Source organism: Halomonas sp. B23F22_3 (genome assembly GCF_043496965.1).
GTDB lineage: Bacteria > Pseudomonadota > Gammaproteobacteria > Pseudomonadales > Halomonadaceae > Halomonas.
This window is the reverse complement of record NZ_JBIEKG010000006.1, coordinates 339962-358837: the sequence shown is the minus strand read 5'-3', so window position 1 is coordinate 358837 and position 18876 is coordinate 339962. Positions and strand designations below refer to the sequence as shown.

At 66.7% G+C, this 18876-nt stretch carries 19 protein-coding genes and 1 pseudogene; 14 read left to right on the top strand and 6 right to left on the bottom strand.

Annotated elements, in window-relative coordinates; all coding sequences use genetic code 11:
• Positions 1-126: glycine cleavage system protein H (locus tag ACGTNG_RS16050; protein ID WP_394797531.1), on the bottom strand; the 126-nt coding region annotated here is incomplete at its 3' end.
• Between the two features lie 359 nt (positions 127-485).
• On the opposite strand from ACGTNG_RS16050, the gene gcvT reads away from it, so the two are divergent.
• Together gcvT and glyA are read left to right on the top strand one after the other, a co-directional pair.
• Complete coding sequence (gcvT, locus tag ACGTNG_RS16045) at positions 486-1601, top strand: glycine cleavage system aminomethyltransferase GcvT (protein ID WP_394797524.1); 1116 nt, start codon at positions 486-488, stop codon at positions 1599-1601.
• A gap of 96 nt (positions 1602-1697) precedes the next feature.
• Entirely contained in the window at positions 1698-2960 is a 1263-nt protein-coding gene (gene glyA / locus ACGTNG_RS16040) for a serine hydroxymethyltransferase (protein WP_394797523.1), read from the top strand.
• Between the two features lie 96 nt (positions 2961-3056).
• Here the strand turns inward: glyA and ACGTNG_RS16035 are convergent, their stop codons facing one another.
• From ACGTNG_RS16035 to ACGTNG_RS16025, 3 genes are read right to left on the bottom strand one after another with little or no spacing between them, the layout of a single operon-like run.
• On the bottom strand, positions 3057-4355 hold the full coding sequence (locus ACGTNG_RS16035; protein ID WP_394797522.1) for an amidohydrolase: 1299 nt from the start codon (positions 4353-4355) through the stop codon (positions 3057-3059).
• A 16-nt stretch (positions 4356-4371) separates the two neighbouring features.
• Positions 4372-5832, bottom strand: a complete 1461-nt coding sequence (locus ACGTNG_RS16030; protein WP_394797521.1) for a sodium:solute symporter family protein — start codon at positions 5830-5832, stop codon at positions 4372-4374.
• Positions 5825-6037, bottom strand: coding sequence for a hypothetical protein (locus ACGTNG_RS16025; protein ID WP_394797520.1), 213 nt, complete (start codon positions 6035-6037; stop codon positions 5825-5827). The genes ACGTNG_RS16030 and ACGTNG_RS16025 overlap by 8 nt, the downstream gene beginning before the upstream one ends.
• 155 nt (positions 6038-6192) lie before the next feature.
• Between ACGTNG_RS16025 and ACGTNG_RS16020 the strand changes: the two genes are divergently transcribed.
• Entirely contained in the window at positions 6193-7128 is a 936-nt protein-coding gene (locus ACGTNG_RS16020; protein WP_394797519.1) for a LysR family transcriptional regulator, read from the top strand.
• 42 nt (positions 7129-7170) lie between these two features.
• Here ACGTNG_RS16020 and ACGTNG_RS16015 read toward each other — a convergent pair whose 3' ends face one another.
• Positions 7171-8073: a LysR family transcriptional regulator gene (locus ACGTNG_RS16015; protein ID WP_394797518.1), complete on the bottom strand. Its 903-nt coding sequence runs from the start codon at positions 8071-8073 to the stop codon at positions 7171-7173.
• Between the two features lie 104 nt (positions 8074-8177).
• Between ACGTNG_RS16015 and ACGTNG_RS16010 the strand changes: the two genes are divergently transcribed.
• From ACGTNG_RS16010 to ACGTNG_RS15970, 9 genes are all read left to right on the top strand, one after another.
• The gene (locus tag ACGTNG_RS16010) at positions 8178-9296 is read left to right on the top strand and encodes a muconate/chloromuconate family cycloisomerase (RefSeq protein WP_394797517.1); all 1119 of its coding nucleotides are present in this window, start codon (positions 8178-8180) and stop codon (positions 9294-9296) included.
• Positions 9297-9362: 66 nt separating this feature from the next.
• Complete coding sequence (gene catC / locus ACGTNG_RS16005; RefSeq protein WP_394797516.1) at positions 9363-9653, top strand: muconolactone Delta-isomerase; 291 nt, start codon at positions 9363-9365, stop codon at positions 9651-9653.
• A 68-nt stretch (positions 9654-9721) separates the two neighbouring features.
• Positions 9722-10696, top strand: a complete 975-nt coding sequence (catA, locus tag ACGTNG_RS16000) for a catechol 1,2-dioxygenase (RefSeq protein ID WP_394797515.1) — start codon at positions 9722-9724, stop codon at positions 10694-10696.
• A 160-nt stretch (positions 10697-10856) separates the two neighbouring features.
• The gene (locus tag ACGTNG_RS15995) at positions 10857-12224 is read left to right on the top strand and encodes a Rieske 2Fe-2S domain-containing protein (protein WP_394797514.1); all 1368 of its coding nucleotides are present in this window, start codon (positions 10857-10859) and stop codon (positions 12222-12224) included.
• Positions 12225-12252: 28 nt separating this feature from the next.
• Complete coding sequence (gene benB, locus ACGTNG_RS15990; RefSeq protein WP_394797513.1) at positions 12253-12741, top strand: benzoate 1,2-dioxygenase small subunit; 489 nt, start codon at positions 12253-12255, stop codon at positions 12739-12741.
• Between the two features lie 38 nt (positions 12742-12779).
• Complete coding sequence (benC, locus tag ACGTNG_RS15985) at positions 12780-13823, top strand: benzoate 1,2-dioxygenase electron transfer component BenC (protein ID WP_394797512.1); 1044 nt, start codon at positions 12780-12782, stop codon at positions 13821-13823.
• Positions 13820-14620: a benzoate diol dehydrogenase BenD gene (gene benD / locus ACGTNG_RS15980; RefSeq protein ID WP_394797511.1), complete on the top strand. Its 801-nt coding sequence runs from the start codon at positions 13820-13822 to the stop codon at positions 14618-14620. Before benC ends, benD begins: the two co-directional genes overlap by 4 nt.
• A gap of 100 nt (positions 14621-14720) precedes the next feature.
• Complete coding sequence (locus tag ACGTNG_RS15975; RefSeq protein WP_394797510.1) at positions 14721-15950, top strand: benzoate/H(+) symporter BenE family transporter; 1230 nt, start codon at positions 14721-14723, stop codon at positions 15948-15950.
• A gap of 200 nt (positions 15951-16150) precedes the next feature.
• Positions 16151-17362, top strand: a complete 1212-nt coding sequence (locus ACGTNG_RS15970; RefSeq protein WP_394797509.1) for a benzoate/H(+) symporter BenE family transporter — start codon at positions 16151-16153, stop codon at positions 17360-17362.
• Between the two features lie 19 nt (positions 17363-17381).
• On the opposite strand, the pseudogene ACGTNG_RS15965 reads toward ACGTNG_RS15970, so the two are convergent.
• Positions 17382-17566: pseudogene (locus ACGTNG_RS15965) on the bottom strand (IS1380 family transposase); the annotation flags it as partial.
• Positions 17567-17805: 239 nt separating this feature from the next.
• Here ACGTNG_RS15965 and ACGTNG_RS15960 point away from each other — a divergent pair.
• Both ACGTNG_RS15960 and ACGTNG_RS15955 read left to right on the top strand, forming a co-directional pair.
• A complete protein-coding gene (locus ACGTNG_RS15960; RefSeq protein ID WP_394797508.1) occupies positions 17806-18576 on the top strand; it encodes a metallophosphoesterase in 771 nt (256 codons plus the stop codon).
• Positions 18573-18875 carry a DUF1294 domain-containing protein gene (locus ACGTNG_RS15955; RefSeq protein WP_394797507.1) on the top strand — a complete coding sequence of 101 codons (303 nt, stop codon included), beginning with the start codon at positions 18573-18575 and terminating at the stop codon, positions 18873-18875. Before ACGTNG_RS15960 ends, ACGTNG_RS15955 begins: the two co-directional genes overlap by 4 nt.
• The last annotated feature ends 1 nt before the right edge of the window (position 18876 follow it).

The window sequence follows — 18876 nt, the reverse complement described above, 5'->3', positions numbered from 1 at the left end:
GAAGACCACGTCACCCAGGGCCTCCTGGGCATGGTCGGTGATGCCGATGGTCACGCTGCCATCGCCGTTGTCCAGGACCCATTCGTGGCTTTCGGCGTAGCGCAGGTTGGCGGGGATAGAGCTCATCTGTGTTTCCTATAAGAAATTTGTTTTCGTCCGGGGAATCCTAGGACAACCACGGCGGGTCGCCAACCTTTTTGATCAGGAGTTTTGAGAATAAGAAAAGTCGATAATCGAATGACGGACGAGGGCCGATGTGGCCTGAGGAATTTTTATCTCGATAATTCATGGGGCTAGAGAAGTGCCGATGACCGAGCGGCGCGCCGCGTTCACGGTCAGGGAGCGAGGGGCGAGGCATGTTTCCCGCATGCGATGCTTGTTTCCTTTAAGAAACTTCGTCTAGTCTTGGGGCACGCGAGGGCGGCCCACGCCGGTGGCGCGGTCGTCACGAACCCTTCTCTTTTGTCGTCAATCCGAGGCGGTCCATGAGCGAGATGAAGCAGACACCCCTGTATGCCCTGCATGTCGAACTGGGGGCCAAGATGGTGCCCTTCGCCGGCTACGAGATGCCCGTCCAGTACCCGCTGGGCGTCAAGAAGGAGCACGAGCACACCCGCGGCGCCAGCGGCCTGTTCGATGTCTCCCACATGGGGCAGGTGCTGCTGCGCGGCCCCCGTCCCGCCGAGGCGCTGGAGACCCTGGTGCCCGCCGATCTGATCGGCCTGCCGGCCGGCATGCAGCGCTATGCGCTGTTCACCTCGGAGGAGGGCGGCATCCTCGACGACCTGATGGTGGTCAACAACGGGGATCACCTCTACCTGGTGGTCAACGCCGCCTGCAAGGCGGAGGACATCGCCCACCTGCGCCGGCAGCTGCCCGAGGGCTACGCGGTGGAGGAGCTCGATCGCGGCCTGCTGGCGCTGCAGGGCCCGCAGACCGCCGAGGTGATGGCCCGCCTCTGCCCCGAGGCCTGCGAGATGGTCTTCATGCAGCACGGCCATTTCGAGATCGGCGGCATTCCGGTGTGGATCAGCCGCAGCGGCTACACCGGCGAGGACGGCTTCGAGATCTCGGTGCCGGCCGACCAGAGCGAGGCCCTGGCCCGCCGCCTGCTGGCGGAGCCGGAGGTCGAGGCCATCGGCCTGGGCGCCCGCGACTCCCTGCGCCTGGAGGCCGGCCTCTGCCTCTATGGCCACGACATCGACACCGGCACCACGCCGGTCGAGGGCGGGCTGATCTGGGCCGTTGGCAAGCCGCGCCGCAACGGCGGCGAGCGGGCCGGCGGCTTCCCCGGCGCCGAGCGGATCCTTCATGAGGTCGAGGCCAAGGACCACGCCCGCAAGCGGGTCGGCCTGCTCGGCGAGGGCCGGGCGCCGGTGCGCGAGGGCACCGAGCTCTTCGACGGCGAAGGCAACGTATTGGGCCGGGTCACCTCCGGCGGCTTCGGCCCCACGGTGGGCAAGCCGGTGGCCATGGGCTACGTGCCCGTCGCCCTGGCCGAGCCCGGCACCACCGTCTACGCCGAGGTGCGGGGCAAGCGCCTGCCCATGGTGGTGACCAAGACCCCCTTCGTCACCCCGGGCTACTACCGCGGCAAGTGAGGCCGCGAGCCACGATCCGCCCGCCGGGAAAGGCCCCCGAGGCCAGACCGGCGGGCATGCAGAGGCACCACCACTAACAATCACGAGGATGTCGTCATGTCGTTCACCCATCTGCAGGATGCCGATCGCGATCTGCTGCGGGCGATTCGCGAAGAGGAGGGGCGCCAGGAGGCGCACATCGAGCTGATCGCCTCCGAGAACTACGCCAGCCGCGCGGTCATGGAGGCCCAGGGCAGCCAGCTGACCAACAAGTACGCCGAGGGCTATCCGGGCAAGCGCTACTACGGCGGCTGCGAGTTCGTGGACAAGGTGGAGGCGCTGGCCATCCAGCGGGCCTGCGACCTGTTCGGCGCGGACTACGCCAACGTCCAGCCCCACTCCGGGGCCCAGGCCAATGCCGCGGCCTTCATGGCGCTGGTCAAGCCGGGCGACACCATCCTGGGGATGAGTCTCGATCATGGCGGCCACCTGACCCACGGCGCGGCCCCCAACTTCTCCGGCAAGCACTACCGCGCTCTCCAGTACGGCCTGAACGTCGAGACCGGCGAGATCGACTACGACGAGGTCGAGCGCCTCGCTCGTGAGCACCAGCCCAAGCTGATCATCGCCGGCTTCTCGGCCTATGCGCGGGTGGTCGACTGGCGGCGCTTCCGCGCCATCGCCGACGAGGTGGGGGCCTGGCTGCTGGTCGACATGGCCCATGTGGCGGGCCTGGTGGCGGCCGGGCACTATCCGAGCCCGCTGCCCCACGCCCATGTGGTGACCACCACGACGCACAAGACGCTGCGCGGCCCCCGTGGCGGCCTGATCCTCTCTTCGCACGCGGATGAAGCGCTCCACAAGAAGCTCAACAGTGCGGTCTTCCCGGGCCAGCAGGGCGGCCCGCTGATGCACGTGATCGCCGCCAAGGCGGTGGCCTTCAAGGAGGCGATGAGCCAGGAGTTCGTCCAGTACCAGCAGCGGGTGATCGACAACGCCCGGGCCATGGCCAGGGTGTTCATGGCGCGCGGCTTTGAGGTGGTCTCCGGCGGCACCGACGATCACCTCTTCCTGGTCTCGCTGATCGCACAGGGCGTGACCGGCAAGGACGCCGACGCGGCCCTCGGCCGGGCGCATATCACCGTCAACAAGAACGCCGTGCCCAACGACCCGCAGAGCCCCTTCGTCACCTCCGGCCTGCGCCTCGGCACCCCGGCGGTGACCACCCGCGGCTTCGGCGTCGAGGAGTGCGAGCGCCTGGCGGGCTGGATCTGCGATGTGCTGGATGTCCTGGCGGCCGGCGATGACACGACCGCCATCGAGCAGACCGTGCGCGACAAGGCCGCAGCGCTCTGCCGGGCCCATCCCGTCTATGCCTAGGCGTGATTTCGGTGTGAGGTGACGACACGATGAGGGGCGGCATCCAGGGATGCCGCCCCTCTTTCGTTTCTGCTGGGCCAGCGTTTCCTGCGATGACTAGCCCAAGTAGGCGAGGGCCCCGCTGGCCATGGCCTCGATGCCGGTGCGCAGCGTGACCGCATTGCCCGGGAAGTAGTAGGGCGAGTGGGGCATCTCCAGGTGGCGCATCTTCTCCGCCACTCTCTGGCCGGGGGTTTCGGCCCAGCGCTCGGCGGGGGTGGCGCCGATGAACCAGTAGACATAAGGGATGTCCTCGCCGCCGAAGCCGCCCGCCTCGGCGTTGCCGAAGAAAGGGAAGTCCTCGCTGCCGTTGAGGCGTGGCATGGCGTAGAGGCTGGCCTCGCCGAAGTGCTCACCGTGGGCCCGTCGCACCCGCTCGACGGCCGGCGGGTCGTTGTCCAGGGCGATCGTCTCGTTGAGCACGCGGAACTCAGGCGGCGTTGGGGCGCGGCCGGCCTCGCACTCGGCGCGAACGATGCGCTCGATACCTTGCACCACCTGGCGATGCAGGGCGTTGTCGAAGCTGCGGACATTGATCTCCAGCTCGGCGGAGTGGGGGATGATGTTGGCCTGGGTGCCGGCGGCAAGCTTGCCGACGGTGACCACCACGGTCTCCTCCGGGGGCACCTCGCGAGAGACGATGGTCTGTAGGCGAGTCACCACATGGGCGGCGATCACCACCGGGTCTACCGTCTGGGCCGGCATGGAGCCGTGACCCCCGGCGCCGTGGATGGTCACCGCCAGGTTGGTGCAGGCGGCCATGGCGCTGCCGGCACGATGACCGACGGTGCCGGCCAGGGCCGGCATGTTGTGCTGGCCGAGGATGACGTCGGGCCGGGCGAAGCGGGTGTAGAGGTCGTCATCCAGCATGGCCCTGGCCCCGCCGAAGATCTCCTCGGCGGGCTGGCAGATCAGCATCAGGGTGCCGGACCAGCGGTCTTTCAGCCCCGCCATCACCGCGGCGGCCCCCACCACGCAGCTGCTGTGCAGGTCATGGCCGCAGGCGTGCATCAGCGGCACCGTGCCGCTCTCGGTCTCGGCCGTGCGCGTGCTGGCGAACTCAAGCCCGGTGGCCTCCTTGATCGGCAGGGCGTCCATGTCACCGCGCAGCATCACCGTGGGGCCCTCACCGTTCTCGAGCAGGGCCACCACGCCGGTGCCACCCACGCCGCGGGTCACCTCATAGCCCAGCGTTTCCAGGGCCTCGGCGAGGCGAGCGCTGGTCTCATGCTCCTGAAAGGGCAGCTCGGGGTGCTGGTGAATCTGGCGGTACAGCGCCTGAACCTTCTCGAGGGTCGCCTCCACCTGGGCGCCGATGGCGCCCTTGAGATCTGACGTGTCGGTTTGCGTCGTCATCGTGCTCTCCCGGGGGTTAGTGGCTGTTGTGGGGCTGAGGCTGGTGGTCGTGGGTGGCACTACTGAAACGCTGCCAGACGGCGACCGCCGTCACGTTGAGCAGCATCGCCCAGACGCCGGCGTGCCAACCCAGCGGCGAGCTCCAGACGAACTCCATCAGCAGGAAGGCCAGGCTGCCGGCGAGCGCACCTGCCATCACACTGGCGCGGCGCAGCCGTGGCAGGAACAGCGCGCCGATCACCATCGGGAACAGCTGGATGATCACCCCGTAGGCGGTGAGCAGGATCATCACCAGCGAGCCGGGGTTGATAAGCGCGATCAGGTAGGCCGCCAGCGACAGCCCCAGCACGCTCCAGCGCGTCACGCTGACCGTGGTCTTCTCGCTGGCGTTCTTCATCACGGTGGGGCCCATCACGTCGCGTACCAGCACGATAGCCGCGGTGTGGGCGAGGTTGGCCCCGGTGGACATGGCCGCCGCCAGGGCGCCGGAGAGCATCAGGCCGATGACCCAGGGTGAGAAGTTGGCGACTTCCATCACCATCTTCAGCAGCACGGTATCGGCGCGCTCCAGGGGGGAGTCGGCAAAGGCCAGGATGCCGGCAAAGCCAATGAACAGCAGCGGCACCAGCAGATACGCGTAGAGGGGGTAGAAGACGCTGACCTTGCGCAGGGTCTTGCCGCTGTCCGCCGAGTAGAACTTCATGAACAGGTGCGGCCACATGGCGCCGCCGAAGGCACTGACCAGCACGGCGGTGCTGAAGTAGCCCCAGCCCATGCCGGTCGCCCCGGGCATGGTCAGGTATTCCGGCGCCTGCTGCTGGAGCTGGGTGAACATCTCCGCCACGCCGCCATAGAGGCGCTCGGAGATGGCCAGCCCAAGGAACCAGGCGATGGCGATCATCATCACGCCCTGCACCAGATTGGTCCAGCCGATCCCGTTCAGGCCGCTGGCGAACACGTAGGCGGCCACCACCAGGAAGGCCAGCAGGCCGCCCAGCCAGAAGGGCACCAGGCCGTCGGTGGCGGCCTGGAACAGCAGGCCGGCGCCGGCGATCTGGATGGTCAGGTAGGGCACCAGGGCCACCACACCGATGATCCCGGCCAGCATGCCCAGCGGCTTGCTGCGGTAGTGATCGGCGATCATGTCGCCCTGGGTCAGGTAGCCGCGCTCTCGACCCAGCTTGGCCACCCGCGGCCCTAGCGCCCAGATGGTGATCGGCACCAGCGAGAGATACGCCAGGATATAGAAGGCCGGCGCCCCGTGCTTGTAGGCCCAGCCGGGGGTGCCGAGGAAGGCGAAGGCGGAGAAGATCTCGGCGCCGAGGATGAAGAACAGGATCACCACGCCCACATGGCGGCCGCCGGCCACGTAACCCTCCAGGCTCGAGCTCTCCTTGCCGCGGGCGCGCAGGCCTACCACCAGCACCATTGCCAGGTAGGCCAGTGTGATGCCGACGATGATCACGGAATCACTCATGGCGGCCACCTCCGTGACGGACGACGAAGGCGACCCACATGCCGGCGAAGAGCACCAGCATCCACAGGGTGTACCAGAAGAAGAGGAAGGGCAGGCCCAGCACGGTGGGCTCGATGCGGTTGGCGATCAGGGCGCCGGGCCAGATCATGGCCAGGGTGCACAGCGCGAAGTGCAGCCCCGTCAGCAGGTGGTAGGTCTTGGTCATTGTGTGTCGTCCAGCTCGCCCGGGGCGAGTCTTGTTATGGGTTGTACCGACACTATGGGAGGCATTCAGCGATAGAAAAAATATAGGTTTGGTATCTCTGGGATGCTTTTATGGTATGGGTAGAGGCCGATGTCATCCCCCCTGCGAGGAGAACCATGGAGTTTCGCCAGCTCAGCTACTTCATCGCCGTCGTCGAGACCGGCTCCATCTCGGCGGCCAGCCGTCACGTACATGTGGCCCAGCCGGCACTGACGCGCCAGATTCGCCTGCTGGAGGAGGATCTCGAGACGCGACTGTTCGACCGCCATGCCCGGGGGGTGCGTCTCACGGTGGCGGGTCAGGCCCTGTATGAGGAGGCTCAGGAGCTGCTCGACCGACGCGCCCGGCTCCGGGCGCGCCTCGTCTCGCTGGGGCAGGGAATGACCGGCAGGGTCTGCCTGGGGGTGACGGTGACGCACCTCTGGGTGCCGGAGGTGGCGCGGCTGCTGGGGCGCTATCGAGATCGCTATCCCCGGGTAGCCTTCGAGGTCTTCCCACTGCTCTCCGGGCCACAGCTGGAGCGACTGCGGGAGGGTAGCCTGGATGCCGGCATCCTCTATCTGGACAGCGCCGAGCAGCCGGAGCTCGAGACACGACTCCTGCAGCATGACCATCTGATGCTTGCCGTGCCGGAGACCTCGCGCTGGTCTTCCACGCCGCCGCGCCGGCTGGCGGAGCTGGCGAAGACCGACTTCGTGTGGGGGGTGCGCAGCATCTCGCCTGTCTACTATGACCGGGTGATGGCGCACTTCGCGCGGCTCGACTTCGCGCCCCGGGTGGTGCAGTACGGCGCCGACAACATCACCATTCTGAGCATGGTGGCGGCGGGGCTGGGGGTGGCCATCGTGCCGTCTGCCTCCAGTGCGCATCCCATGCCCGGCATCCGCTTCGTCCACCTGCCGGAACTCGCGACCTGCGACATGCCCCTGTGGCTGGCCTGGCGGTCGGGCAACGACTCGCCGGCACTCCACAACCTGCTGGAACAGGTCGAGGGGGTGTTCGGGAGAGGAGACGCCTCGGGAACCGCCGCCGCTGAAGTCACGGCGCCGTGACGGCCGTCTGCTCGGCTAGACCGATGGGCCGTGGCGGCACCCTCAGGGATAGCGCCCGCTGCGGCGGTTCTCCACCAGGACCTCGAGGATGGCGGTGGCCTCCTGCATCACCGGGGAGGGGGATTCCCCGCGGCGGCGGCTGCAGATGACGGGGCTAGTGATACTCTTGTCGGCGAGATAGACATAGCTGATTCCGTCGCGCTGTACGCGTCTGACCTGTTCCGGAACCAGGCTGATGCCGATCTCCGAGGCTACAAGGCCCAACGCCGTCTGCAACTCGTTGGCCTCCTGCACCACCTCCACCTTTAGTCCCTGTCGGCGGAACAGCCCGAGCATCGTGTCGGCCATGCTGGGGCGTGGCTTGGCGGGAAACAGGACCAGCGGATAGCGGGCAAGTTGTTCAAGAGTCGGGGTGGTGCCTTCCAGCGGGTGCCCCGTCGGTAGGGCGGCCAGCACCGGCTCATCGAACAACACTTCTTGCTCCACATCGGGGTCATCGATCTTCAGCCGGCCGAAGCCCATATCGATGCGACCCGCCTTCAGGGCCTGGATCTGCTGCACCGTGGTGAGTTCTGCCAGACTTAGCTCAACATTATCCTTTTGTCGCAAGTCGCGAACCAGCAGCGGCAACTGGCCATAGAACACCGACGGCACAAAGCCGATGCCGAACATGACGCGCTTACTGCGGGCCATGCGCCGTGTGGCCTCCAGGGTGGCGTCCACCTTCTCCAGGATCTGGATGGCGTGCTGCCGGAAGAACTGGCCGGTGGTGGTCAGGCGTAATCCACGGGAGCCGCGCTCGAACAGCTCGGCCCCGACTTCCTTCTCCAACTGCTTGATCTGCCTTGATAAAGGCGGCTGTGACATGTGCAGCCGTTCGGCGGCGCAGGTCAGGTTCAGCTCCTCGGCGACCACGCAGAAATACCTGAGGTGGCGCAGTTCCATGATACCTCCTGGGTATGGCAGGGCACCCAAACAATATTGGTTCGGTCTTCACGCTGCAATCAGACTGCCATGCAATCACCCGATTCCCGGACTTCGGAGCCCCCATGTCATCCGTGATCGAACGTATCGAGACGCTGCTGGTCGATCTGCCGACCATCCGACCCCACAAGCTCTCCATGACCACCATGGCCTGCCAGACCATGGTCATCGTGCGGATGCACCACAGCGATGGCATCGAGGGCCTCGGCGAGGGCACCACCATCGGCGGGTTGGCCTATGGCCCCGAGAGTCCCGAGAGCATCAAGACCAACATCGACACCTACCTGGCGCCGCTGCTGGTCGGCCAGCCCTCGGGCAACGTCCATGCGCTGCGTGCCCGGCTGAATCGCCATGCCCGCGGCAATGCCATCGCCAAGTCGGCGCTGGAGACCGCGCTGCTCGATGCCCAGGGCAAGCGGCTGGGCCTCTCGGTGGCCGATCTGCTGGGCGGCGCCCGCCAGACGCACCTGCCGGTGCTCTGGACCCTGGCCAGCGGCGATACCCGAAAGGACATCGACGAGGCCCTGCTGCGCCTCGAGCAGCGTCGCCACTGTGACTTCAAGCTGAAGATCGGCGCCAACCCCGTGGACCAGGACGTACGCCACGTGGCCGCCATCAAGGAGGCCCTGGGTGACCGGGCAAGCGTGCGGGTCGACGTCAACCAGGCCTGGGACGAGTCCACCGCGGTGCGCGGCATCCAGGCGCTGCAGGACGCCGGCATCGAGCTGATCGAGCAGGCCATTCCTGCCCGCGAGCATGCCGGCCTGATCCGCCTGGCCAACCGCTTCAACGTGCCGATGCTGGCCGACGAGGCGGTGCAGGATGCCCGCGACGGGCTCGACCTGGTGGCTGGCGGCTTCAACGGCGCCTTCGCCCTCAAGATCGCCAAGTCCGGCGGGCTGCACGGCGTGCTGGAGCTGGCCCATGTGGCCCAGGCCGCCGGCATCGGCCTCTACGGCGGCACCCTGCTCGAGGGCTCCATCGGCACCGCGGCCTCGCTGCATGCCTGGGCGACACAGGACGAGATGGCCTGGGGCACCGAGATGTTCGGCCCGCTGCTGCTCAAGGACGACATCGTTGCCGAGCCGCTCACCTACCGCGAGTTCGGTGTCGAGCTACCGAAGGGCGCTGGGCTCGGCATCACCCTGGACGAAGACAAGCTGGCCCACTACGCGCGCCGCTAAGGCCAGCCGGACCGGGGCCGCCATCAATCGTTATCGGGCCAGTCCCGAAGAGAGGAGGAGAACATCATGCTGTTTCAGGTGGAAATGACCGTCAAGCTGCCGCCTTCCATGCCGGCCGAGCAGGCCGCCGAGATCAAGGCGACCGAGAAGGCCTACTCCCAGGAGCTGCAGCGTTCCGGCAAGTGGCGCCACCTGTGGCGCGTGGCCGGCAGCTACTCGAACGTCAGCATCTTCGACGTCGAGGACAACGCCGAGCTGCAGGAGCTGGTCAGCAATCTGCCGCTCTTTCCCTACATGGAGATCAGCGTCAAGCCGCTGTGTCGCCACCCGTCCTCCATCCGCGAGGACGACACCTGAGTCACGGATGAAGCACGCCATCTCCCGCCTGCGGGACGGCATCAGATAACAATCGAGGATAACCGACCATGACCGTGAAGATTTTCGATACCCCCGAAGTCCAGGACTTCCTGAACACCATCGCCGGCTTCGACCAGCAGGGCGGCAACGAGCGCGCCAAGCAGATCGTCCATCGTCTGATCTCCGACCTGTTCAAGCTGATCGATGACTTCGATGTCAGCGAGGAGGAGTACTGGTCAGCCGTCAATCTGCTCAATGCGCTGGGCAGCCAGACGCAGTTCGGCCTGCTCTCGCCGGGCCTGGGCTTCGACCACTTCCTCGACATGCGCCAGGACGCGGCCGATGCCGAGGCCCATCGCACCGGCGGCACGCCGCGCACCATCGAGGGCCCGCTCTACGTGGCCGGTGCCCCGGAAGCCGAGGGCTTCGCGCGCATGGACGATGGCCAGGACCAGGACGGCGAGGCGATGTGGCTGACCGGCCAGGTGCGTGACGTCGACGGCACCCCCATCGCCGGCGCCAAGGTCGAGGTGTGGCACGCCAACTCCAAGGGCGGCTACTCCTTCTTCGACCAGACCCAGAGCGAGTACAACCTGCGCCGCACCATCTACACCGACAGCGAGGGCCGCTACACCGCGCGCAGCATCATCCCGTCCGGCTACGGCGTCCCGGAGGGTGCCCCCACCGACGTGGTGCTCAAGTCCCTGGGCCGCCACGGCGAGCGTCCGGCGCACATCCATTACTTCGTCTCCGCCCCGGGCCACCAGCACCTGACCACCCAGATCAACCTGGCGGGCGACCCCTACACCTACGACGACTTCGCCTTCGCCACTCGCGAGGAGCTGGTGGTGCCGGCCAACCGCATCGAGGATCAGGGCGAGATCGCCAAGCGCGAGCTGGACGGTCCCTTCTCCGAGGTGGTGTTCGACGTCGAGCTGTCGAGGACCGACGTGGCCGAACTGCAGACCCGTCATGCGCGCCCGCGGGCCAAGGAAGACGAGCAGGACCAGGCCAGCCAGCTCGCCGGTACCGCCAAGGTCTGATCGGCATCCGGATTATTTCCGTTACCTCCGGTGCGGGGCGCCGGGGGCAGGCCGAAGAGGAGGTGCGACTTGCTATAGCGCCTTCTCGATGGTCCGGCACCCCGGGGCCTGCCCCCGGATCGGCCCCAAGCGGTCACGACAAGACAATGAGGATTACTCCATGACCACCAAGCTTGACCAACTCGAACAGCGTGTCCGCGGCGCGGTCGTCGACGACGCCGACAACGGCATCTTCCGCTGCCACCGCAGCATGTTCACCGACCCGGCCTTCTTCGATCTCGAGATGAAGCACATCTTCGAGGGCAACTGGCTGTTCCTGGCCCACGAGAGCCAGATCAGCGAGCCGGGCGACTACTTCACGGTCACCATGGGCCGCCAGCCGGTGGTGATCACCCGCGACAAGCAGGGCGAGCTGCACGGCCTGATCAACGCCTGTGCCCACCGCGGCGCCACCCTGTGTCGCCGCAAGCAGGGCAACAAGGGCACCTTCACCTGCCCGTTCCACGGCTGGACCTTCAAGAACGACGGCAAGCTGCTCAAGGCCAAGAACGAGAAGAATGGCGCCTACCCGGAGGGCTTCAAGCAGGAGGGCTCCCACGACCTCAAGCGTCTGCCGCGCTTCGCCAACTACAAGGGCTTCCTGTTCGGCAGCCTGAGCGATGACGTCCAGCCGCTGGAAGAGTACCTGGGCGAGACCACCAAGGTCATCGACAACATCGTCGACCAGGCTCCGGAAGGCCTGGAGATCCTGCGCGGCACCTCGTCGTACACCTACAACGGCAACTGGAAGCTGCAGGCCGAGAACGGCGCCGACGGCTATCACGTGAGCTCCGTGCACTGGAACTACGCCTCGACCATGGAGCGTCGCAACTACGATGCCGGCGGCACCAAGGCGGTGGACGCCGACGGCTGGTCGAAGAGCCAGGGCGGCTTCTACTCCTACGAGAACGGCCACATGATGCTGTGGACCCGGCTGCTCAACCCCGAGGTGCGCCCGGTCCACACCCGCAAGGACGAGATCGAGGAAGAGCTCGGCGCCGCGCGGGCCGACTCCATCGTCAACCAGACCCGTAACCTCTGCCTCTACCCCAACGTCTACCTGATGGACCAGTTCTCCACGCAGATCCGCGTGCTGCGCCCGCTCTCCGTCGACAAGACCGAGGTCACCATCTACTGCTTCGCGCCCAAGGGCGAGTCGGCGGAGAACCGCCGGGTGCGCATCCGCCAGTACGAGGACTTCTTCAACGTCTCGGGCATGGGCACGCCGGACGACCTCGAGGAGTTCCGTGCCTGCCAGGACGGCTACAACGGCGCGCTGGCCGAGTGGAACGACCTCTCCCGCGGCGCCCAGCAGTGGATCGAGGGCGCCGACGAGAACGCCCAGTCGATCGACATGAAGCCGCTGCTCAGCGGGGCCTCCCCGGAAGACGAAGGCCTCTACGTGCTGCACCACCAGCACTGGGTCGAGGAAATGCTGCGCGCCATCGACAAGGAACGCAGCCAGTTCATCGCCACCGCGTCCGAGTAAACCGCGTCCGAGAGAGGGGAGAGAGACCATGAGCACCAACTATCACGACATCCAGGCCTTCCTGTACCGCGAGGCGCGCCTGCTCGACGACCGCCAGTGGGACGAGTGGCTTCAGTGCTACCGCCAGGACGCCGAGTTCTGGATGCCGGCCTGGGACGACGACGACCAGCTGACCCGGGACCCGCACAGCGAGATCTCGCTGATCTACTACCCGAACCGCGAGGGGCTCGAGGACCGGGTCTACCGGATCAAGACCGAGCGCAGCGGGGCGAGCACGCCGGAGCCGCGCACCACCCACCAGATCACCAACCTCGAGGTGCTGAAGGAGGCGGGTGACACGGTGGAGGTGCGCTTCAACTGGCACACCCTGAGCCACCGCTACAAGAAGACCGACAGCTACTTCGGCAGCGCCTTCTACACCCTGGACGTGTCGGGCGAGGCGCCGCTGATCACCAGAAAAGTCGTGCAACTCAACAACGATTACATCCACCAGGTCATCGACGTCTACCACATCTGACCGAGAGACGATGGCCCGGTGCCGGAGGAGATTCGACCATGAGCTACACCATTGCCCTTAACTTCGAGGACGGCGTCACCCGCTTCATCGGCTGCAAGGCAGGGGAAACGGTCCTGGACGCCGCCTATCGTCAGAAGGTCAACCTGCCGATGGATTGCTCCGATGGCGTCTGCGGCACCTGCAAGGGCCACTGTGAGCAGGGCGCGTTCGACATGGGAGACGAGTACCTGGAGGAGGCGCTCTCCGACGAGGAAGCCGCCGAGGGCCAGGTACTGACCTGCCAGATGGTGCCGTCCTCGGACTGCGTCATCCAGGTGCCGGTGGCCTCCAGCCTGTGCAAGACCGCGGTGGGCAAGCTCGAGGGCAGCGTGGCCGTGGTCGAGCAACTCTCCGAGGACAGCATCGAGCTGGGGGTCGACCTGGACGACGAGGCCGCGCTGGCCTTCCTGCCGGGGCAGTACATCCACATCGATGTGCCGGGCAGCGATCAGCATCGCTCCTACTCCTTCAGCTCCAAGCCCGGTGATCGGCGGGCGACCTTCCTGATCCGCAATATCCCTAACGGGGTGATGAGCGGCTACCTGACCGAGCGCGCCCAGGTCGGCGATCGCCTGGCCTTGACCGGGCCGATGGGCAGCTTCTACCTGCGCGAGATCACGCGCCCGGTGCTGATGCTCGCCGGCGGCACGGGCCTCGCGCCCTTCCTCTCCATGCTCGAGCTGCTGGTGCAGAAGAGGGCGGAAGGAGAGGCCAATGAGCAGCCGATCCACCTGATCTACGGCGTCAACAAGGACGACCACCTGGTCAAGGTCGATGCCCTGGAGCACTTCGCGAAGGAGCTGCCGAACTTCACCTACTCCACCGTGGTGGTGGATGAGGCAAGCCGGCATCCGCGCAAGGGCTACGTGACCCATCACATGGACGGCGAGGTGCTGCACGACGGCGACATCGACGTCTACCTGTGCGGGCCGCCCCCGATGGTCGATGCCGTGCTCAAGCACTTCGACAACGAGGGCATCGTGCCGCAGAGCTTCCACTACGAGAAGTTCACGCCGAACCAGGCCCCCAAGGAGGCGTCATGAGCATGGCCCGCATCGACGGCTGCCGTTTCCGGGACAAGGTCATGGTGATCACCGGCGCCGCCCAGGGCATCGGGCGGCGGGTCGCCGAGCGGGCCGCCGCCGAAGGCGCGCGCCTGGCGCTGGTGGACCGGGCCGACCTTGTCCATGAGGTGGTGGCGGGGCTGGTCGAGCAGGGCGTCGACGCCATCGCCCTGCAGGCCGACCTGGAGACCTGGGAAGGGGCCGAGGACGTCATGGCGCGGAGCGTCGAGCACTTCGGCCGTATCGACATCCTGATCAACAACGTGGGCGGGGCGATCAACTTCAAGCCGTTCACCGAGTTCACCCCTGACGAGATCTCGGCCGAGATCACCCGATCGCTGATGCCGACCCTGTGGTGCTGTCGGGCGGTGCTGCCGACCCTGGTGGCGCAGGGCAGCGGGGTGATCGTCAACGTCTCCTCGGCGGCGACCCGCGGTATCCACCGGATCCCCTACTCGGCGGCCAAGGGCGGCGTCAATGCCATGACCGCCTCGCTGGCCTTCGAAGTTGCCGAGCATGGCATCCGCGTGGTGGCCACCGCGCCCGGCGGCACCGAGGCGCCGCCGCGTCGCATCTCGCGCGGCACTCCGGAGCCGCGCAACGAGACGGAGCAGGCCTGGTTCCAGGCGCATATCGACCAGACCAAGCAGAGCTGCTTTTTCGGTCGTTACGGGACCCTGGACGAGATGGCCGCGCCGATCCTGTTCATGGCGTCCGAGGAGGCCGGCTATATCACCGGCAGCGTCCTCCCCGTGGCCGGCGGCGATCAGGGTTAGCCCCAGGTAACAGAGCGGCCCGATGAGGGCCGCTTTCCGCGAGTCGCCGTTTCTCTACTTCCTCCTGACACCAACCACAACAATTCCCCTGGAGCACTCCATGAAACACCTCGAGAAGGGCGTCGGGCTCTTGTCGGCGCCCCGCGCCTTCGCCCGCGACCTCAATGCCGATAATCTCAGTGCCGGGCTGGTGGCGGGGATCTTCGGCCTCAGCGCCGGGATCATCCATATCAGTGCCGGTACCGCCGCGGGTCTCCCTCAGGAGTTCACCCTGCTGTGGGTGATCAGCTACCTGATGATCAACGGCCTGTTCGGGCTGTTCGTGCCGGCCTATTATCGGCTGCCCCTGCCGATGGCCAACTCCATTCCCGGCGCCCTGCTGTTCGCCGCGATCATTCCCATCGTGGGGCTCAATGAGGCGCTTGGCGCGACACTGATGGCCGGAGCGATCTCGCTGGTCGTCGGCCTGGCTGGCTGGATGAGCTTGGTCATGCGGCTGATCCCCATGCCCATCGTCATGGGCATGGTCGCGGGCATCCTGCTCAAGTTCGGCATCAACATGGTCACGCCGCTGGAGAACGCCATGCTGCCGGCCATGGTGATGATCCTCTCCTTCTTCTTCTCGGCACGCTACCTGCGCCCGGTACCGCCGCTGGTCGTGACCCTGATCGTGGGGGTGGTCTACATGGCCATATCCGGGGCGGACTTCTCCACCGTGGAGTTCTCGGTCCGCTTCCCCGAGTTCATCATGCCGGCGTTCACCCTGGACGCCTTCCTGGCCTACGGGCTGCCCCTGGCGCTGATCCTGGTCGGCATGGAGACGCCGGCCGGTGTGGGGCTGGTCAAGGGCATGGGCTTCAAGAGTGCCCCGGCCAATGCCATTACCGCCGTGGGGGGCATCGGCACCATGGTCTCGGCGTTCTTCAACCTGCACAGCACCTGCATCGCGGCACCGATGACCGGTATCTGTTCCGGGCCGGAAGCCGGCAGTCACGACAAGCGCTGGGTGGCCGCCGTCATCGTCGGCATCATCTTCATCGTGGCCGCCCCCTTCTATGGTTTCGTGTTCAGCCTGATCGAGGCGATGCCCAGCTACTTCATCTCCATCATCGCGGGCCTGGCGCTGCTGCGGGTGATCGGCTCGGCGATGCACATGACCTTCTCCGGCAAACATGAGGTGGGCGCGATGTTCTCCTTCCTGATCGCCGTGTCTGGCCTGCAGATCTTTGGCATCGGTTCCTCCTTCTGGGCACTGGTGCTGGGGGCCGCACTCTCGATGCTCGTCGAGTTCAGGGACTTCGACTTCTCACGTACGAAGGCAGCCGCCTAGAGGAGGCCGGTCTTCTCCGGCTGCGCCGATCTTTCATCATCGTCGACGATTACATCGACAATCTGCTCGACGTGGCCGAGAAACACCTCCTGCTGGTCAAGGGAGGCGTGGTCTACAGCGGCTCCCGGGGCCTGAAGGACGGCCCCACCATCCTCGACACCCACCTCGGCGTCGCCTGAGGTGTGACGGAGAGACATTGCATGCGACTTCACAAGGATTGGTCGATACCCGCGATCACCGCCGGCTTCGTGGCGGTGCTGGTCTCCTACTCCGGCCCGCTGGCGATCTTCTTTCAGGCGGCCCAGAGCGCCGAGATCTCGACGGCCATGATGACCTCCTGGGTGTGGGCGATCTCCATCGGCGCCGCCGTCTCGGGGATCGCGCTCAGCCTGTGGCTGAAGGTGCCCGTGGTCACCGCCTGGTCGGCACCGGGCACGGCGCTGCTGGTCACGCTGTTCCCAGGCCTGTCACTGAACGAGGCGGTGGGGGCCTACCTGACGGCGGCGGCGGTGATCTTCGTGATCGGCATTACCGGCTCCTTCGACCGCATCATCCAGGCGATCCCGCCGGGCATCGCCAGCGCCATGATGGCGGGCATCCTGTTCCAGTTCGGGGTCGGGGTCTTCGTCTCCCTGGAGGCGGTGCCGGCGCTGACCCTGGGCATGATCCTGACCTACCTGGTGTTCAAGCGGCTGACCCCGCGCTACAGCCTGGTGGTGCTGCTGGTGGTCGGTGTGATGCTCGCGGTGGTGTTCGAGGATGCCAGCCTCGAGGGCGTGACGCTGAGCCTGGCTGAGCCTCGGTTCATCCGTCCCGAGTGGACCTGGAACGCCACCCTGAGCCTGGCCATCCCGCTGGTGCTGGTCAGCCTGACCGGCCAGTTTCTGCCGGGCATGGCGATCATGCGCAGTGCCGGCTACAACACCGCGGCCAGGCCGATCGTCACCCTGACCAGCCTGACCTCCTTCGTCACCGCCTTCTTCGGCGGCATCACCACGGTGATCGCGGCAATCACGGCGGCGATCTGCACCAGCAAGGAGGCCCATGAAGATCCCGACAGGCGCTACGTGGCCGGGGTGGCCAACGGGATCTTCTACCTGATCGGGGGCACCTTCGCCGGCACCATCGTGCTGCTCTTCACCTCGCTGCCCGGCGAGTTCGTGGCGGTGCTGGCGGGCCTGGCGCTGATCGGCGCCATCACCAGCAACCTTAGTGCCTTCGCCGCCCACCAGGACCACCTGGAGGCCTCGGTGATCACCTTCATCGCCACGGCCTCGGGCATGAGCCTGCTGGGGTTGGGCTCGGCTTTCTGGGGGGTGGTGGTCGGCGTGCTTGCCTATGCGCTGCTGCACCGACCGCTGCCCGGTCTCGGGCGCAAGGCCAGGCAAGCGCAAGCCCGCAAACCGTCCTGAGTATCGCGATTGCAGAACAAAGCCTTTCATGCACGACATCGATATTGTCGCCACGGCTCGGGCACGTCAGCAGCCACGACGGCGTGGCCTGAGCCGCCCGGTCCTGCGTCAAGGGCGGGGTGCCACGGGCGTTGCGGCGGGCCAGCTGCCAGAGTGGATCTCGCCCAGCGTGGCGGTCTCGCTGAGATCGACCCGGCCCATGGCCAGTCGTCCTCTTGAATCGTGTTCTGTCCGGAACATCTTAACTACAAGAGAGAAATAGCTCGCCATCTTCGTTGCTACTTCAGCCTGGTGAGCAAGACGGGATCAAGTGGTCGGCGCTCGCGCCCGGCATGAGGCGGGGCGAGTCGCCACCTGGACGGCGCGCCGGGGCTCGCTTTGGGTAGGAGCCTTGCCCGCCCGGACGAGCGCGGGTCCGACGTTCATCCGCCGTGAGAGTAGGCATGCGACTCCGTGTCCTGTCCGACCTGCATCTCGAACACTTTGCCGAGGGGCGCGAGCTGCCACGGGTCGAGGCCGATGCCGTGGTGCTGGCCGGCGACATTCACACCGGCTGCCAGGGACTCGCCTGGGCGGCCGAACGCTTCGCGGGCACCCCGATCCTCTACGTCCCCGGCAACCACGAGTTCTACGGCACCGGCATGCCCGTGCTACGACGGGAACTGGCCGCCGAGGCCGCACGGCTCAACATCCACCTGCTGGACAACCGCTCGCTGACCCTGGGCGGCGTGCGCTTTCACGGCACCACGCTGTGGACCGACCTCGCCCTCTACGCCGGCCAGCCGGAACACGACCCGGCGTTGACCGAGGCCAGGGCGCTGGCCCTGATGCCGGATTTCCGTATCATCGAGCAGCCCGACGGGGCAGTGTTCTGCCCGGCGGAGAGCCGCCGTCTGCATGCCGAGGCCCTGGTATGGCTGGAGGCTGAGCTGGCGCGGCCGTTCAGCGGCCCGAGGGTGGTGATCAGCCACCATGCCCCCCTGGCCGACTGCATTCCGGCGCGCTACCGAGGTGATCCGCTCTCTCCGGCCTTCGCCTCCCATCTGCCGCAGTTGATGGGCCGCATGGACCTCTGGCTCCACGGTCATGTCCACGAGCCGGTGGACCTCGTGGCGGGCGGGACCCGCGTGATCGCCAACCCTGGCGGCTATCCCGACGAGTTCGTCCCGCCGCTCTTCATTCCCGACCTGATGATCGAGGTGCAAGCCCCATGACGCTGCTCATCGGTACCTACCTGCTGGCCAGCCTGGCAGCGGTGCTCCTCTATGGTATCGACAAGGCCGCGGCCCGACGTGGCGAGCGGCGCATCCGCGAGTCGACCCTGCACCTCGTTGCCGTCGTCGGCGGCTGGCCGGGCGCGCTCCTGGCCCGGCGCGGGTTTCGCCACAAGACCCGCAAGCAGCCTTTCGGCAGGATCCTGTGGGGCTGTGCGGCCCTGAACCTCGGCCTGGTAGCATGGCTGGCAACGGCGGACGCTGCCGTGGGGCTGCGGCGCCTGGCGGGCGTCGAGTAGC

Coding starts and splice junctions, on each gene's coding strand:
- gcvT (WP_394797524.1), top strand. CDS start 486: ATGAGCGAGATGAAGCAGACACCCCTGTATGCCCTGCATGTCGAACTG.
- glyA (WP_394797523.1), top strand. CDS start 1,698: ATGTCGTTCACCCATCTGCAGGATGCCGATCGCGATCTGCTGCGGGCG.
- ACGTNG_RS16035 (WP_394797522.1), bottom strand. CDS start 4,355: ATGACGACGCAAACCGACACGTCAGATCTCAAGGGCGCCATCGGCGCC.
- ACGTNG_RS16030 (WP_394797521.1), bottom strand. CDS start 5,832: ATGAGTGATTCCGTGATCATCGTCGGCATCACACTGGCCTACCTGGCA.
- ACGTNG_RS16025 (WP_394797520.1), bottom strand. CDS start 6,037: ATGACCAAGACCTACCACCTGCTGACGGGGCTGCACTTCGCGCTGTGC.
- ACGTNG_RS16020 (WP_394797519.1), top strand. CDS start 6,193: ATGGAGTTTCGCCAGCTCAGCTACTTCATCGCCGTCGTCGAGACCGGC.
- ACGTNG_RS16015 (WP_394797518.1), bottom strand. CDS start 8,073: ATGGAACTGCGCCACCTCAGGTATTTCTGCGTGGTCGCCGAGGAGCTG.
- ACGTNG_RS16010 (WP_394797517.1), top strand. CDS start 8,178: ATGTCATCCGTGATCGAACGTATCGAGACGCTGCTGGTCGATCTGCCG.
- catC (WP_394797516.1), top strand. CDS start 9,363: ATGCTGTTTCAGGTGGAAATGACCGTCAAGCTGCCGCCTTCCATGCCG.
- catA (WP_394797515.1), top strand. CDS start 9,722: ATGACCGTGAAGATTTTCGATACCCCCGAAGTCCAGGACTTCCTGAAC.
- ACGTNG_RS15995 (WP_394797514.1), top strand. CDS start 10,857: ATGACCACCAAGCTTGACCAACTCGAACAGCGTGTCCGCGGCGCGGTC.
- benB (WP_394797513.1), top strand. CDS start 12,253: ATGAGCACCAACTATCACGACATCCAGGCCTTCCTGTACCGCGAGGCG.
- benC (WP_394797512.1), top strand. CDS start 12,780: ATGAGCTACACCATTGCCCTTAACTTCGAGGACGGCGTCACCCGCTTC.
- benD (WP_394797511.1), top strand. CDS start 13,820: ATGAGCATGGCCCGCATCGACGGCTGCCGTTTCCGGGACAAGGTCATG.
- ACGTNG_RS15975 (WP_394797510.1), top strand. CDS start 14,721: ATGAAACACCTCGAGAAGGGCGTCGGGCTCTTGTCGGCGCCCCGCGCC.
- ACGTNG_RS15970 (WP_394797509.1), top strand. CDS start 16,151: ATGCGACTTCACAAGGATTGGTCGATACCCGCGATCACCGCCGGCTTC.
- ACGTNG_RS15960 (WP_394797508.1), top strand. CDS start 17,806: ATGCGACTCCGTGTCCTGTCCGACCTGCATCTCGAACACTTTGCCGAG.
- ACGTNG_RS15955 (WP_394797507.1), top strand. CDS start 18,573: ATGACGCTGCTCATCGGTACCTACCTGCTGGCCAGCCTGGCAGCGGTG.